Consider the following 16,841-nt stretch of genomic DNA (forward strand, 5'->3'; position numbering starts at 1 on the left):
AAAACCAAGTCAGGCGCGAAGCAAGTCGAAGGCTCTCGAAAACACGAATTTACCGACGACCGTTTTCGGCTTCGTCTAGACCATATCGCGGGCACGGTTCTACGCCAACAGAATTGATGGACGCCAACCCCGGTGGCGGCGCATCTCGGGCGCGTGATGTATCAGCTAGTTCGCTGACGGGGCGGATTGAGTGCGAATTGGAGGGTTTGGCCAGGGTAAGGATCCTGATCGACTGCACATTCTAGTTGCGGTGCGTTCGCTCCAAGCCTCGATCGGTTATCTCGACCTCTCGTTGTCGAGATAACCGATCGAGACCGGGACACGGTCATAGCATCGCGCGATACTCGTAGTCGTGGCGACTCTCGTATCCGACTTTGACACGCGCCAGAAGAAAAACTACCAGCCAGTGCTTGGTCACCAGAAGACCTACGCGAACTTCTGCCGTGCCAATGCCCACGAATCAGCCACACAACTCGCTGTGGGTGATTCAATGGTGGCGAACCGTTTAGGAGGACAAAACCTCACTATCGATAATGTGTAGGAATAGACCTAGACACCGACAAAATTCTCGCCTGACAAAAGCGTAGCCCGAGTCAACGACTCAGCAATGACACCATCCACTTCCTTGCGCTTGTCAACCAAGTAGCGAACCGCACCGCAGATATCGGTACCGAGGTTGTTCGTTGGTGCAACGAGCAACTCCTCGATTCCGAAGAACTCCATCAGGCCCTCGACTTTACCTTGCGTGCCAATAATGATGGCCGGCTTAGCTGCAGAAAGTGCAATCACCCCGAGATGCATACGACCGGTGACTACAAACGAAGCGTGTTCGCACAGGTGCCGCACCTCGTGGGGAGACAAAAGTGAATCGATCAGAATAGGTGTCGACGGTTCTGCCGCGGCAGCAATAGCTCTACATGCTTCGAGATCGTCGCCGTTCGCTCGAACCACGTGAGGGATCAGGACCGGGGTATAGCCAAGTGATTCAACCTCACGCAACACCTTCACATATGAATCCACCTGGGAAAGCCCGCGTGAAATTAGCCCGCTCGCGTTGATTAGAACAAATGGCCGGCCCGCCAACCCGGTCAGCAGATCTACCGATCTAGACAATGGTTCATTCCCTGGCGTCAGTGAAAATACAGAATCTGAAACCAATCGAATGTTAGGGATTCCATCCAGGTTCGCTCGGGAGAAAGACACAGGATCACGCAGAAACAGCTTCACACCTTTAGCTCCAGCTCGCTTCAGTGCAAATCGAGCAACTCTTGAAGCCGAACCATTCCAACTAAAACCGATAATTCGCGAGTTTCCGGTCAAAGCAGCCCCCGCTCTAGCTACGCAGGACCTCCTGACTGAGGCTTTCAAATTATAGGCGCCGTCCATTATATCGGCACCTATAACTGATACCGATTCCGATCGACAGATAACGGAAAGGAAACGTATATATGCTCGAATAAATGAAATTCCGGAAGAATATAGCAATCCTGGCAACTCCACAGATTCTGTACCAGACTCCCGAGCGTATGTCGTCTCCTCAAAATCACTCCGGGATCGCACAATAATTAAAGATTCTCTCAATGAATTCTGTAGGAACGAGTCAACCATCGCCTGATCACCAATGTTTCCCCCTCCGGGCGGCGCGATCAAAACGTTCCCACTGCCACGTACCGGGAATACACGACGACCAAGAACAAAAAGACGAAGCAATACTTCGCAAAGAGCCACTTCGCTGAACGAAATAAATGTGCGTAGGATCTCGATCATACTTTTCGTGACAGCGATCTTTCGCCCAGGTCTACTATCAACTACTGATTTTGAACGTACGCCGAGCGAGTCTCCGAAAGGAACGGAAAGACCCGATAGGCCCACCACAACGGCAGCCATGTGTGGCAGCCGTCCGTACAGCAAACTAAGGCCATTTCGAACGCCCTCCGCCGAGAGGCCTGCAAAGGAGCTTCGAAGGATATGCGTGCATACGAAATCACCGCCTGCCCTGCGATCCAATCGGCTCTCGTGGCGCTTAAACCAACGAAGGCTGGCACGCCAGTCCGCTTGCTTTGAAATAGATCCAGGGCTGTCTTTAACCACATGCACCAATGGTTCCGGAACGTAGCTGAAACCCACACCAGGTTCATCAAAAAGCCGGACAATGAAGTCCCAATCTTGATGCTTCGGAAGGCTGTCATCCCAACGAATTCTCTTCGCCAGAACAGTCTCAACCATTAAGGAGCTAGTCTGGATATAGCCATCGCCATGTGTGAGGCGACTTCGCTGGACAAGATATGAGGCCACACTCGACCCGGTAAATGGCTCGCGCGGCAACCTTCTGTCGGCCTTGCCTTCTTCATGGAATATTGATCCGGTAAAACAAAGCAATGATCTATCGGCCAAGATACCTTGGACTTGATATTCTAATTTAGATGAATCCCACCAGTCATCGTCATCCAGAAAGCAAACGAAGTCCTGACTCAACGCTTCCAATCCAATATTGCGACACGCCGAACCACCGAGCGCGCCAGTGGTAACAATAAGTCGCTCATTTGACATAAGAATCGACTCAACTTGCTCACGTGATTCAGGGCGGTCTAGCACAACAACAATTTGGTCGCTCGGAAAGGTCTGACAGCGAACACTTTCGATTGCGCGACGGAATGACTCCCGTCCAATTGTGGGAATCACTACGCCGACGGTGGGGCGCGACTCGGTTAATGAAAATTCTTTAATGGACACTGCTACATTACCTCCCGCGAATTAATTTCTATCGGATTCTGTCTCCGGAGGAACCGAATACGGAATGTAACAGCGATAAGTTTTAGCGGCTCGACCAAGTATCGCCCCGCCAGTCTGCGCGGATCCATCATCAGACGCCACAGCCACTCTAGGCCGAGAGGCCCCAGAAACCTTGGTGCATTGCGCTGAGCACCGGACAATTGATCGATGGCACCACCGATAACTGCATAAACGGCATCGGGGAGAGCCTCCCATGACTCTGATATCACACGCTCTTGAAATGGCATACCCAGTCCGAGCAAGACCAAGTCAGGTTCGAATTCCTTCAAGGCCGAAAAATCAGAACTCCGTAAAACCTTCAACTCCTCGAACCCATCCCACCCACGAAACTCTAGGTCCGTGCCGAGCGATTCCAGGTACGTGATTGCATTCAAATTCGATGATTTTGTTGAACCAATCACTGCAATACGACGGCCATGTGTTAGTTCAGATAACTTGGGAATCCAGTCGGTTGAACCGCACCTTTTCGATCTGGATATTCCGCCCTGACGACGATACCTGCTTTCCGCGCTGCTCAGAAGCAGGATTGGGAACCCGTCGATAATAACCAGATCAGCGGAGTCATATACACTTTGAAACATATTTTCGGTTAGGTAGAGGTATACACTGTGAAGGTTATGTCCGACGAGGAGTCGCTTTCCCTTCCCCATATGGTCGTTTATCCACTCGATAACTTCGTCAGAAGATCGAGGCGATACTCGCACACCCCACATTTCAATCGTCCTCTCGGAATATTGAAAATCTTGCCGCGGTTCCCGCGACTCATCCGTAGGGACTTCACCGAAAACCGACGACCGCTCCGATTTAGCAAGTTCACTAAACATTGACGACCCACTTTTCTTCATCGGATGAATTTGAGTCCTTAGTCGATCCCACAAGAGTCGAATTCTTACAACTCAACGCAGTGACAACACCGATCAATGGCCAGAGAATCAAGGGTACGCCTCTATTCGAAAAATGTGAGTGTATTGTACTAATGACGATCAGGCCCACATACATGGTCATAACGGGCAATAGCATTCGAGGCCCAAATACATCTTGCGAACGTTTAAACATTCTCCAGACAAAGAAGAGCAATGCCACCTGAATCGCTAGAACTATCACTCCGCTCGATATCGCTGTTCGCATCCATTCTGATTCGGGCGAGATCCACCGCAGAGAATCCGGAACCCGACCCGTTCCCAGGAACCGATAAGCCGCGATTCCCCAGCCCACTAAAGGTCTGTCTGCGATCGCAGGTATCGTCTCGGTTACCCAAATATTCACGCGAAATCCCACAGACTCGGGAAGCCACGAATATGCCTCTCCCAGAGATGCGGAGCCCTGGGCCTGCTTTTCAATTCTCTCGGTCAGCAGGGACCCCGACATAAGCCAAAGGAACAACAATCCGACGAGCAGTGAACCCACACGGAACAAGCTCACACGCTTCAGCAGAAGGATAGTGATCAGCGTTGCCACAGTGACGGCAATGGTGGCGAATGTCAGGGTAGCGAGTTGTCCAACAACTAGTATCGTGACGACCGTCCAATCGACTCGCGACGGCGTCGAGGTTCTCAGCATCACGACGCATCGTGCGGCAATCGCGACGCATAAGTAGCCACCTAAGGCCGTCCAGTGGCCGATTGTGCTAGTAGCCCGAATCGCCCACCCTCCATCGAGCCGGTTGACCAGACCACCGCTGTTTACATGAGCAACGAGCAGTTCATTGATTCCCGGCATTCCTGCGATTTGCAGGATAGCTATCAACGCAACCAGAACTGCAGGTGCAGTCAGATTTCGGAGGAATGCGACAGCTTCATCTGTTCCGGAAATAACCAACCTTGCCGAAATGAATGCAACGTACGCCAAAAGACCATCCATAAGCGTCGTACTAGAGAACGGCATACCCAGATAGGTCGAATTTACTAGCTCAGCGATTGCCCGTGCGCTGAGGAATACAATTGACAGTACGTCTATCGGCGTTACTGTAAGAGATCGAACCGTTCCTCGACTTGAATGAAATACGGATACAAAAAATGCACAGAGAACTAAAATAGCCGAGATATTGATATAGTTCCCGAGTATCGGACTTCGTACAGAAACTAACGCGGCCGCTAGACCGAGTAGAAATCCGACTGATTTTGCGGGAGAGATACTTCCGTCAGTCCGGTGACCGATGAAAGTTGTAGTCACAGCCATCGGACTCACTTCCTTGCCGCGATGGGAAGAGCGACTACGAGCGTACTCGCCATTTCTCTAACGAGTTCACGTGCCTCGATAGCCTTGCGTGAAATCTCGGGGCCGCGAGCGAGCACTCCCTCGATAAACGTGAGAACATCGCCATATCCCATTTTTCGGATATCCGTGCTAACTCTGGTAAGACCCGCGGCATCAAAATGCGGACGCACTTTCGTATCTTCCGAAAGCACTATCCCAACCGGTATGGCTCCCTCGGTCGCGCCAATAATCAGGGCATGTATTCTATCGCTCAGAATTCCGACGGATTCGCTTGCCAACTGGCGCACCAGCGCCTCCTGTTCCAGATGACCAACTCGCTCGTCCCAATCTAACAGCTCGCATTGAAGTCGCTTGGAGAGTTGTTGGCACGCTGCACGGTCACGCTTGACCTGCGAGAAAACGACTAGATTCAGCCCTCGGCGCCGGGCGACCTCTGATATCGCTTTAAGGGCATCTTCGCTCAGTTCAGGGCGATCCGATCGCATCGTTAGCGCGAGTTTAGTACGACCAGAACTGGTTCCAATGCTGGTCATATTCTCATCAAATGCCCAATCCAAACCCGGCTGACCAACTCTCCATTTTTTGCGCGATTCTGTGTCCCTCCATACAACTGAATCGCAAAGCGCATTGGAGAGTCGAATAGGAATTTCGTATAACTTGTCACTACCCCGAGTCGCGAGCCCTATCCTGACACACCGCCCTCCCCACGCACGGAGCCACAGCTGGACAGGAAGGATAACGAGTGTAGATATCGCGCTCTTTCTACCAACCTGCAGTTCGCCGGGATTGAACGCCAACAAAGTTCGTCGTGCGACTCTGGGAACGAGCATCTGCTTGAGCCATAAAACGGCGCTTGTGTATTGAGTATCAGACACATCGAAACCCATACCCGCAATGAAACTGGGTGACGCACTGCCGACATAAATGTGGAGGTCACCTAGCTTGCGCAGTTCGTCAGCATATCGCCGGCGAAGAACAATGTCGCCAATATTGTCATCTTGGCCCGTGCACCAATAGAAGGTTTTCATCTTACGCTCCCGCACCTATCATTTTTTTCGCAGTCTTGAGATGTGAAAGCGGTTTTAACAGCTCCGAACAGCTTCGTCGAATACTCGATGAGGAAAAATAGAGGAGCGCCAAAGTTAGACTGTATACGCTAGTACCGATTACCAAACTCGCCATCGAATTTTCTGGAAGGATATAGCTTGTAGCCACGAAAGCTGCTATCCCCGGACCTGCGAAGCAGGTAAAGATAATCATCGATTGATTAGCCATAGCTACCACGGGTGCGCCTTCGATTTTTCGGATCCACGCCAGCCCTATTGGCCAGGAAACGGCTGTCGCTATCGTATATCCTGCAGCTACTCCGAAAACTCCCCAATTTGAACCAATCAAAACAGATGCAACAAGGATTGATTTGGTAAATAGTGTGTACCTCAAACTTGACGCGGTCTTGCCTTTGGCTAAAAACACCCAATAAGTTGCGAACGCGGCACTCTGAACAATCCCGGCGCATGCCAGAATCTGGAAAATCGGCGCGGCCTGATGCCAATCTTCGCCGAGAACTACGTCAATCAGTGGAACAGCGACCGCTGCGCAGTAGAAAAATATTAACGAAACTGCGAACGTAATAGCAGACTGCGCGCGAAGAAGATAATTCCGAAACAGTTGATTGTCATGTTGCACTTTTGATAAAACTGGAAAAGCAACCTTGGTGGCAGGTATATTGATTTGATTCAAAGGCAACGTCAACATTTGATAAGCCCGGTTATATAGGCCGAGCGCCTCCATGCCGAATTGCCGTCCAATTACGACAGTGTCGATGTTTCTGCTCAGGTAATTTACCAACTGACTTGCGCCCACATTCCAGCCAAAATTTAAAAGGCTGCGCATTTCAGCTTGACTACGAGGTAGACCCGGAAGCCACCTTGCCAGCGATACGCATAACACCATTGCGGCGCCGGCTTGGACTAGTTGTTGAACGGCAAGCGCCCAGATTCCAGCTCCAAGTAATGCAGAAAATATCGCTGCTCCGAGTCCAAGCGCCATCGACCCAACTTCAATAACGGCGAGCGCGGTGAAGCGGAGATCTCGGGTCAAACCTGCGCGGTACTGAGTAGATAGGCCGTTCAATATGAAAATGGCAGATATCGCAAAAAATAGTAGAGATAATTCGTCTTGCTTATAGTAGTCAGCTACGAACGGTCCGACGAAAATGCAAATAAGACAGAGAATCACACCGAGAACTGTATTTATCCAAAATAGATTGGTACGTTGGGCGTCAGAGAGTGTTTTAGCTTGGATTGCAGCTGCAGAGAGGCCGAAGTCTCGGAGAACCTCACCAACACCAACTACAACCATTACCAGGGCAAACAATCCGATCGGACCTGGACCCAGTATTCGGGATAACGCGATAATACCGATGAATTGCAGTGCGAATCGCATGATCTGACCACCAAAGGTAACTGCAGCGCCTTGAACAGCCTGCCGAGGGAGTCCACTCGACTCCTTGGCGTCAGCACCTGCGGTGGACCCGCTCACTGAAGCCTCCGCTTGGTTTGCACGGCAACTCCATAGGCTTCCTGATGCTGCCTACCAAGGTGTTCCCAGTCTCGCCCATCGAGGTTCGGTCGACACTGAGAATCAGCCGACCTTGTTCTTTCCAATGCCGCGTCGATGTCTTGAGCAGTAACTTCTTTGTTGAACGTGTGGACCCATTGAGGGCCAACCTCGGCGCGAAGCGATTCGGTCACGGGATTGCTCGGTACCAATATCGGAGTTTCAAGTGACAGCGATAGAAGCGCCGCGCCAGAATTATGCATCTCCTTATAGGGTAAAATTACGAGTTCGCTTCGTCCAATTTCTGAAATTAGTTCGTCATCCTGCACAAATGCAAGCCTGAGAGAGATGCGGTCCGATATAGAGGCCTTTTCGATGATTTTATCCCGAATTTCCCGGCCTATCGGCTTACCCACGACACGCAAGATTAAATTCGAATCATTGTGGCCGGCAACTACATCGATAAGCGATTCGACACCCTTATATGGACGTATAAGACCGAAGTTGAGAAGTCGCCCTCTCTCCCTTTCCTGAATCTCTCGACTAGAAAACCAATCCACATAATGTCCATGCAGGATTGTGAATGGCGTTACGTTCGACGGCAATTGAGTGTGCGGATTCAGCCTGATTGATACGACAGTTAACCTATCAATCGCCCGCAGAAGCATCTTTTCGATTCGCCCACCCCCTTCGTGCGGCGCAATGTTATGTACTGTCCGGACCACGGGCTTCCGGCGCACTGCGAGGCTTACTACAAAGAAGGCACAGAGAATTATCTTCACCGCATGGCGGCTAGGGCGATTTGACCTGACTAGAAACTCGGGCCAATGGACATGAAATACGTCGTATTTCCCAAGAATTGCACGAACCCAGGAGAAGTATTCGATAGTTACTTCCTGTGGCATTCCCTGCGTTAACTGCACCACGTATTTCGTTGTGCCATCCGGAGGAGAAAGTGACAAAAGAACTCTCATTTTCCGTCCTCACCGGACGTGTACCACTCGCTTGTGCGTAGCGTATTGCCGTTCACAAGAATGCTCCCTCAGTCATGAGCGGCACGTCACTGAGATCAATTTGCTCGATCGACCTAGATGGAGAATTTGTAACTAGAGAGTCTGTTTCTGGGTAACCGACCGCTACCATCATGATAACGACCTCTTCGTCAGGAATTCCAGCAAGAATATGAAGTCGTCTATCTTGCCTCGGGCCGACACTCCAATTGAGGGAGCACGTGCCGACATTCTGAGCGTGAAGAGAGTACTGGAATGTCATCGCAAACATCCCAGCGTCGACGAATCCCTGGTTACGCTCGCCAACTATGAGAAAAGTGCTCAAGTCAGCAGATATTATCGCAATATGGCTAGCATCATTTCCAAAGCCCCTGTTTCCATTCTGCAGCTTCAGTATCTTATCGGTCTCTGGGCCACGACTATAGAGACGAATTCGAGTCCCCTGCCGATTACAGACGCTGGGACTTCGTTTCGCGTCATCGATTGCACATCGCAGTATCGTATTAGGCACTATTTCAGAGCTGAAGTTTCTCGTGCTTGAGCGGCTTCTCATAAAATTCGACAATGCGAGTCCCGAGGAATCCGACCCCGAGATCTCGGATGACCGGGAGCGAAATCCGCCTTCGCAGTTGGGATCGACGTGCCGGCCTTCTAACCATCCCTCGACAATGACGGCCTGATGCGTCCACCATTCCGGGGCATCCTCTTGAAAGTGCTGGCCATACTGTCGGAGTGCCGTGTACGCGGCGTCTACGAGTTGCAGGTCGGCGTCCGAGCGCTGACGGTACTGTTCACACAGCTGTACAGTTATCTCCACCGTCTCGCGACCGAACCATGACCTTGGCTCCTTGAGCGTCAGTCCCTTTTCAATCCGGTGGAATTCTTTCAAAATGCGTGATTCGATCTCGCGTTGTGTGTTCGTTCCTCTAAGCCCAGAATGTCGAGAGAATCGCCTAAAGTCGTAAATGTACGCTTGTACGAGCCGCAGTGAGGTTCCAAAGTGCATTTCAATTGCCTTTCGCAGAGCAAAAAGAGCTTCACGTTGACGCCAAAGCCGGAGTTCAGTCCGCTCCATCACTAACTCCCAGAACTATGACGGTCCTCGCGACGACGAGCACATCGCCAACTGCCAACCAGTTCTCCACGCGCAGGGAGCCCAGCCGTGCGCCCCGTTTCGAGAGATATCTCCGCACGGTATCTTTCTTTCATGGTCGCCCCAGCCCTCGGTACGCCCACCCAGCGGCTCGCCATTGACCGGGGGTCAAACAATTTCTTCCGTCAATCAACTTCTTCTGTCGCACAACGGAATCCAGCGCACTGGGCTTGAGAGCCTTGAACTCTTTCCACTCGGTAAGTACAAGCACCACGTCCGCGCCCTCACACGCTTCCAATGCGGATGTACTGTACGTAAGTGTCGGGAACAGAGCGCGAGAGTTGTCCATTGCTTTAGGGTCGTACACATTCACGGCAGCACCCTGAAGCTGGATCTGGCCAGCAACGTTCAGTGCGGGTGAATCGCGTACATCATCCGAGTCAGGCTTAAACGCTGCGCCGAGTACTGCAACACGCGCGCCCAACAGAGACCCACATGCTTCTCGCGCTAGTTCCACCATGCGCGTGCGGCGACGCATGTTGATGTTATCCACCTCACGCAGGAAAGTGAGCGCCTGGTCGGCTCCTAGTTCACCTGCCCGAGCCATGAACGCCCGAATGTCCTTGGGCAGACAACCGCCACCGAAACCAATGCCGGCGTTGAGAAACTTGCGGCCGATTCGCTCGTCGTGACCGATCGCGTCGGCTAGCACCGTCACATCTGCGCCTGCTGCTTCGCAAACCTCGGCGATCGCATTGATAAACGAAATCTTGGTGGCCAGGAACGCATTTGCAGAGGCTTTGACAAGTTCGGCAGTAGCTAGATCGGTCACAACAAACGGGATCTTTTCGTCAAGCAATTCCGCATAGACCTCACGGGCCACATCTTCAGCCCGCCCCGGCCGGGCACGATCCACGCCCAGGACCAGCCGGTCCGGATGCAACGTGTCCTTGACTGCGAATCCCTCCCTAAGGAACTCCGGATTCCAGGCCACCTCGACTGCGTCACCTGCGGGCGACAGCGCACGCGCAGTCGCACCAAGGCGTGCCGCGGTACCAACTGGCACTGTTGACTTTCCGAAGATAATTGCGGGTTTTGTCAGTAGTGGTGCCAAAGTCTCGACAACCGCGTCCACATACTTCATGTCAGCGGCAAACTCACCCTTCTTCTGGGGCGTGCCGACCCCAAGAAAGTGAACATCAGCAAATTCTGCTGCCTCTGCGTAAGACGAAGTAAAACGCAGTCGACCCGCCGCGATATTGCGCTGCAGAACGTCTTCGAGTCCCGGCTCCCAGAACGGAACCTCGCCGGCCTCGAGCTTCTGCAACTTCGATTCATCGACATCGACTCCAAGCACCTCATGGCCCAACTCAGCCATGCACGCCGCGTGTGTGGCGCCCAGATAGCCCGTACCGAAGACTGTGATTCGCATGCTGTGGCATTTCCTTTACGTTCAGCCGACAAAGTGTGGAGGATAGTTCTCAAAAATGGTTTCAGCCGCACCGAGAAATGCGACCTACAGGTTCCATCCGGTCGGACGCAAAGTCAGTACGCCCCATCACTGGCCACTACCGCCTTTAATGTCTTAGCAACAATGAGGATGTCTCCCATCATCGACCAGTTGTCGACGTATGAAAGATCAAGGCGGACAGTATCTTCCCATGAGAGGTCGGAGCGCCCACTTACCTGCCACAGTCCTGTAATTCCGGGCTTGACCAGAAGCCGCCGGCTCACCGTACCGTCATAGGCCTCCACCTCGCGCCGCAGCGGAGGCCGCGGTCCAACAACGCTCATCTCGCGACGCAGGACGTTCAGGAATTGCGGCAGCTCGTCGATCGAGAATTTGCGCATGACACGCCCCACCGACGTGACACGAGGGTCGTCACGCATCTTGAACAGAACGCCAGCACCCTCGTTGTTCTTCATCAGCGCGTCAACTTGCTTATCTGCATTCTGGACCATCGAACGGAACTTCAGCATCGGGAACGGTTTGCCGTCCAAACCCATTCGCTCCGACTTGTAGAGGACGGGACCGGGACTGGTCAGCTTCACAGCCAGCGCTGCGGCGAGGAGCACCGGACTGATGAGGATCAAAATTATTGTGGCAAAGACGATGTCGAACGATGTTTTCGCGAACTTCTGCGCGCTGTGATAGCGCGGGCGTTCCACGTGGATCAATGGAAGGCCTGCGACAGGCCGCATCGAAAGTCTGGGGCCCGACACGTCCAGAATGCCCGGTGAGACAACAAGATCTACTCGCTTGCACTCGAGATCCCATGCGAGCTTGCGCATTCCGTCCAAGCCCAGATGCTCGGTCGCGGTGACGGCGACGGTATCTGCACCCACCACATCAAGGGCACGGGTGACATCGTGTTCATCACCCAAGACCGGGATGCGTCGCCCTCCGACCGTGATCACATCGTTCATGTCACTGTTGTGGCCCGGTGTGCAAACACCCACGACTCTGAATCCGTCAGCTGATCCGCGTTCGAAGTTCTCTGCCAGATTAATAACGGCATGACGATTTCCGACAACGAGTACCGAGGTTCTAAATTCACCGCGTGCACGGCGACGGGCAATGAGTCGGCGCCAGAACCAGCGGTTAGCCATCAAAGCGATCATGCCGACGGGGAAAGCAAATGCCAGATAGAGGCGGGCGATGTCGATCTGAAGGAGCAGGCTGCCTATCGCGATCAAGCCGAAGAGTCGTACCGTGCTGACAAAGATTCGCCGATACTCTTCCGGTCCGCTCCCGATCACTCGAATCGACCTAGTTCGGAAGATGCTGAGCGTTGCAATCCACGCGACGATCAATACGAGTGAGACGGCGGTGTAGCTGTAGTTTCCAACGCCGCTGGTACTCACCCCACCTGACTCCGCGCCAAAACGGAACCACTGAGCAAGAAATACCGCTGCGACAATAATTGCCGCGTCACTGACGGCCAACCGCCGAACGTAAGCCGCTTGCCACCGATGTCGCGAAGACACCTCCGAATGAGCGTCGGGCGTCACCGGTTGAACTTCCGGCACCACACGAGAACTCGTGGGAGACCCTTCGCTTTCGTTGAGCGCTGTCACCTTGTCAGCTCTCCTTCCTGGTCAGGAAATTTCCGAATCAACTACTCATCTGAAAAGTGCTCGAAACAATCCGAAATTGCCTGACCACCAGACCCGACTTGAGCAAGTGTCCCGCACATCCGTTTCACCCTGATTGATCGCGATCTGCGGCTGTCCGTTACGTACCATGCGGGATCTATTTCACCACCACCTCGCAGATGGATCAAATTTCCGAACGGCGCAGGTTGACAGCGGTGATCGGCACCAATCACCCACTTCACCCCAAATGACAGACCGTCAACGATTTTTTTCGGTTGTCAAGTCAATCGGTTGATCGGTCGAGACACTTTCAAGCCAGACGGCAAATATTTAGCAAATCCCGAATCTCGCCCTCTTTGTCATTGCGGCAACAGTGCGCCGATCAGTTGCCAGCCGCACAAACAGGGGAGATACATGCAGATCAAGGCCTTTTCCGTCAAGTCAACTGTAATTGCGACTGCACGATCGGGATACAGACCAAATCACCCGAGAAGATTGCGACCTTTGTCCTTTTTCGATTCTCGGCCATTCTCATGCGATAACGACGGCTACCTGGAAGCGAATGAACGATGATACAAAGTTCAAACTGGACAATCCCGAAGATTACTGCTGGACGATTGTCCATTTACGGTCTATATTATTCTGCTCACACTGTCGGCCGAATCTCACAATGTGAAATGGTGGCGCATTCAAGTACAAGCCTCACGTGATCACCGACGGATGTGCCTTTCGTCCACCAAGCCGAGAACCAGACAAATTGCCATTATCCGATATGCGAGGTTTGTGGTATCTCAAGATTCCCCAACCCGGAAATTGCTTACCATTGCAGCCCCAGACTGCACCTCTCAAGTCAACAATGCCGACCTAAAGTAACCACCATTAGGGACTTACGTCCCTATAGGTGCATGCAATCAATCAGGGTGAATACACATCCGAGATATACATTCCGCTGTCGAGCTTGGACGCGGCGCGTACAAACCTGATGTGAGGCAACAACCGGCCGGTGAAACGCCCATATCGTCCGATTCGTGCGTCGCGCAAAATCGCGTAAGGTCAAAATTCGGACATACACCCGAAGACTCCTGCAACGAGGTCCGCATTCCGGATCGTTGACCAGTCACGCTCGAATGGGACTACACACCTTGAAGATCAGCACTATCCGCGCTGAGTCGGGAATTGTTCCGCGGCTCACGGTCCGTTGGTTGATGATCGCAGCAGCCACAATATTTGCGTTCTGGCCAACGTGGAACAACCTGTGGCGCAGCACAGTCGACGGCACCGCGATTGGGTTCGTATTTGTACTGCCCCTGCTGTGTGTTGTTGCGGCTGTGGGTACAGACCTCAGGCGGGGTCCCGAACTCCCGATCCATGATCGGGAAACGGACAAGATCGTTGGCGGCATCGGTTTACTCGTCGCACTGGGTATGCAGGCGCTGCTGATGCCGCGATTCGGGGACAACTACGAGCTGATGCACATCGATGCGCTGGCGGCTTGGGTCTTTGTCTGGGGCGCAGCAGTTCTCATGTTCGGACTTCGCCCCGTCAATCGGTACTGGTTGATCTGGCTGACGCCCATGGTTTTGAGCCCGCTTTTTTACCGAACCATGGCAATCGAACTGGGCGGTACTCGGTTCGACTACAGCGTCATCATGGTTGTTGTCGCCTCCACGGCCACCACCATTGCCGTCAGTCGAAACTGGCGACGAGGTTTGGTTGCCTTCTTGATCTCCATCGCCCTCGGCACTGCCTTGGTGTACTACCTGTCGAACCAGTTTCCGACGGTTCCGCTATTTCTGGTTCAACTATTTCCCGCAGTCGGAACTGCGCTGCTGGTCGGCGCTATCTTCTATCTGTATCAACGCCGCGGCAAGTCGCTAAAACCTTTCGATCGTCCACTCCGAAAGCCGTCAACCAAAACCAGCGACTGGACCATCCTCTTCGTGTTCGGTGTTGCAATACTGATCGCCCTCACACCGCTCCCCAATGCCGACGACATTCCGATTTCCCAAGGCCCACCGGCCACTGCGGATCCTCGATTGGTGGTACCGGCGGGGTGGAGCCAAATCTCCACTGAAGAGTTCGATTGGCCGCAGCGGTACTTCGGGCCTACATCCACGCTGACGCGACAAACAATCCGCGCGGATACGCCAAATCCAGCGTGGGACGCTCTCATGCGCCAGCGCACTGTACAAATGGATGTTCTGCAGGTCCGTCGCGCGGCTACTCTCTCTGTTTACCCGAGCAGCGCCACGTACGAGTTGCAGAACGCGCGTGTCAGCCCCACTGTGCAGGTCGAACTGACGCGCGGTGTCGTGGCCGAGATGTACACCATCGTCGACGATGCTCTCCTTCTCACCTGGAGCAATCTCAACTTCATCTGGACTCGTGGCGACGGTGCCGCACAACGCGTCAGTCTCATCACCGTCGACAATCACGAACCGGACGCCTATTTCCCGGAGCCGAGTCCGTCGATGGCCTCGAATGGAGGCAATAGTCTCGCTCTGCTCTTGCGAGGGAAAAGCTCAACCGAGGACAACGAATCGCAGTACAAAGACCTCGGGATGCTCGAGGCCTTGGGACGACACATCGTGGAGGCTCAACAATGGTGAATCTCGATCTCCTGGTGCACGGAGACAAAGCCTCCGACGCATTCAAAGCTGCTGCCCTCCATGATGCAGTGAACGGTCTGCGTGAGCGCAAACCGATTTCCTCTGCCTCGGTGGCGTTCTACCCCTGGCAGCGCAACGTCCTGTTCACGCTCCTCGCGGTCGCAATCTTGTGCCTGATCTTTTTCCTCACTCCCACTCTGATCACGCTCACTCTGCTGTGCACCCTCGGATATGTCTGGACGATGGTTGATCGGCTCATTCTCTTCATGCGAGGCCTGGATGCGTCGGCCATCATGACCATCAGTGATGAGGTGGCACTTGCTCTTACCGATGACGAACTGCCGCTGTATACGATCCTGGTGCCCGCTTACAACGAACCAGAGGTTGTGGGTGATCTGATCGCAGCTATGCGGGCAATCCACTACCCGAAGGAAAAACTCCAAGTTCTCCTCCTTCTCGAGGAAGACGACTTGATCACCATCAAAGCCGCTGAATTGGCCGGCGTCGACAAGGTAGTCAGCATCTTGAAAGTCCCGGCAGCGGATCCACGTACCAAGCCGAAGGCCTGCAACTACGGACTTCATTTTTCCACGGGCGAGATCATCACGATCTACGACGCTGAGGACTCGCCAGATCCACTTCAATTGCGCCGAGTAGTAGCAACTTTCGCTCAGTTGCCGGAAAATACCGCATGTGTCCAGGCGAAACTCGCCTTTCACAACGGCACACAAAATCTGCTGACGGCATGGTTCACCGCTGACTACGCCCTGTGGTTCAACTTCATCTTGCCCGGCCTCATGCGAAGCAACTCCCCCATTCCCCTGGGTGGGACATCAAATCATTTGCGACGCAGCGTGCTTGACGACATTGGTGCCTGGGATCCGTTCAACGTCACAGAGGACGCCGACCTCGGTGTGCGGATCGCTGAAAGCGGCTACCGCACTGCCGTCCTCAACTCGACAACACTCGAAGAGGCGAATAGCGACACCATAAACTGGATCCGTCAGCGATCCCGCTGGTACAAGGGCTACTTACAGACTTGGCTGGTTCACATGCGCCAGCCGGTGAAGCTGTGGCGCGGGATTGGGACCGTCGGGTTCTTGCGATTCACCATCCTGATGGCGGGAACACCCGTGGTTGCCGCACTGAACACGATTTTCTGGCTTCTGAGCCTGGGCTGGATTCTCGGTCAACCCGCGATAATCCAACAAATTTTCCCCAGCTATGTGTACTTCCCGGCCCTCGCGTCGCTCGTCTTTGGTAACGCCGCCGTGATGTACATGAATCTTGTTGCGTGCCGCGAGACACGGAATGCAGCCCTGTTGATTGCGTGCCTGACCGCGCCACTGTATTGGGTGCTGATGAGCATCGCCGCAATCAAAGGCACATACCAGTTGATTATGAACCCGTCCTACTGGGAGAAGACGTTTCACGGTCTGAGCAACTGATTCTTCCGACCGCACG

At 53.3% G+C, this 16,841-nt stretch carries 11 protein-coding genes; 2 read left to right on the forward strand and 9 right to left on the reverse strand.

Features of this window, described 5'->3' with window-relative positions; translation table 11 throughout:
* Positions 1–549: 549 nt before the first annotated feature.
* The 9 genes from FFI94_RS24125 to FFI94_RS24165 form a co-directional block, all read right to left on the reverse strand.
* A complete protein-coding gene (locus tag FFI94_RS24125; protein WP_138870037.1) occupies positions 550–2,733 on the reverse strand; it encodes a polysaccharide pyruvyl transferase family protein in 2,184 nt (727 codons plus the stop codon).
* 2 nt (positions 2,734–2,735) lie between these two features.
* A complete protein-coding gene (locus FFI94_RS24130; RefSeq protein ID WP_138870038.1) occupies positions 2,736–3,638 on the reverse strand; it encodes a WecB/TagA/CpsF family glycosyltransferase in 903 nt (300 codons plus the stop codon).
* The gene (locus FFI94_RS24135) at positions 3,610–4,971 is read right to left on the reverse strand and encodes an O-antigen ligase (RefSeq protein WP_144298298.1); all 1,362 of its coding nucleotides are present in this window, start codon (positions 4,969–4,971) and stop codon (positions 3,610–3,612) included. Before FFI94_RS24135 ends, FFI94_RS24130 begins: the two co-directional genes overlap by 29 nt.
* A 5-nt stretch (positions 4,972–4,976) precedes the next feature.
* Positions 4,977–6,038 carry a hypothetical protein gene (locus tag FFI94_RS24140; RefSeq protein ID WP_138870040.1) on the reverse strand — a complete coding sequence of 354 codons (1,062 nt, stop codon included), beginning with the start codon at positions 6,036–6,038 and terminating at the stop codon, positions 4,977–4,979.
* Between the two features lies 1 nt (position 6,039).
* Positions 6,040–7,551, reverse strand: a complete 1,512-nt coding sequence (locus FFI94_RS24145; protein ID WP_138870041.1) for a lipopolysaccharide biosynthesis protein — start codon at positions 7,549–7,551, stop codon at positions 6,040–6,042.
* Complete coding sequence (locus FFI94_RS24150; RefSeq protein WP_138870042.1) at positions 7,548–8,543, reverse strand: hypothetical protein; 996 nt, start codon at positions 8,541–8,543, stop codon at positions 7,548–7,550. Before FFI94_RS24150 ends, FFI94_RS24145 begins: the two co-directional genes overlap by 4 nt.
* A 52-nt stretch (positions 8,544–8,595) precedes the next feature.
* Positions 8,596–9,654, reverse strand: coding sequence for a nitroreductase family protein (locus FFI94_RS34800; RefSeq protein ID WP_138870043.1), 1,059 nt, complete (start codon positions 9,652–9,654; stop codon positions 8,596–8,598).
* A 130-nt stretch (positions 9,655–9,784) separates the two neighbouring features.
* Positions 9,785–11,104 (reverse strand): UDP-glucose/GDP-mannose dehydrogenase family protein, encoded by a 1,320-nt coding sequence (locus tag FFI94_RS24160; protein ID WP_138870044.1) that lies wholly within the window; start codon positions 11,102–11,104, stop codon positions 9,785–9,787.
* A gap of 113 nt (positions 11,105–11,217) precedes the next feature.
* Positions 11,218–12,705 carry a sugar transferase gene (locus FFI94_RS24165; protein ID WP_260684518.1) on the reverse strand — a complete coding sequence of 496 codons (1,488 nt, stop codon included), beginning with the start codon at positions 12,703–12,705 and terminating at the stop codon, positions 11,218–11,220.
* Positions 12,706–13,895: 1,190 nt separating this feature from the next.
* Between FFI94_RS24165 and FFI94_RS24170 the strand changes: the two genes are divergently transcribed.
* Together FFI94_RS24170 and FFI94_RS24175 are read left to right on the forward strand one after the other, a co-directional pair.
* Positions 13,896–15,377: a hypothetical protein gene (locus FFI94_RS24170; protein ID WP_260684271.1), complete on the forward strand. Its 1,482-nt coding sequence runs from the start codon at positions 13,896–13,898 to the stop codon at positions 15,375–15,377.
* Positions 15,371–16,825, forward strand: a complete 1,455-nt coding sequence (locus FFI94_RS24175; protein ID WP_138870046.1) for a glycosyltransferase — start codon at positions 15,371–15,373, stop codon at positions 16,823–16,825. The genes FFI94_RS24170 and FFI94_RS24175 overlap by 7 nt, the downstream gene beginning before the upstream one ends.
* Positions 16,826–16,841 lie beyond the last annotated feature (16 nt).

It is taken from the genome of Rhodococcus sp. KBS0724 (assembly GCF_005938745.2).
GTDB lineage: Bacteria > Actinomycetota > Actinomycetes > Mycobacteriales > Mycobacteriaceae > Rhodococcus_F.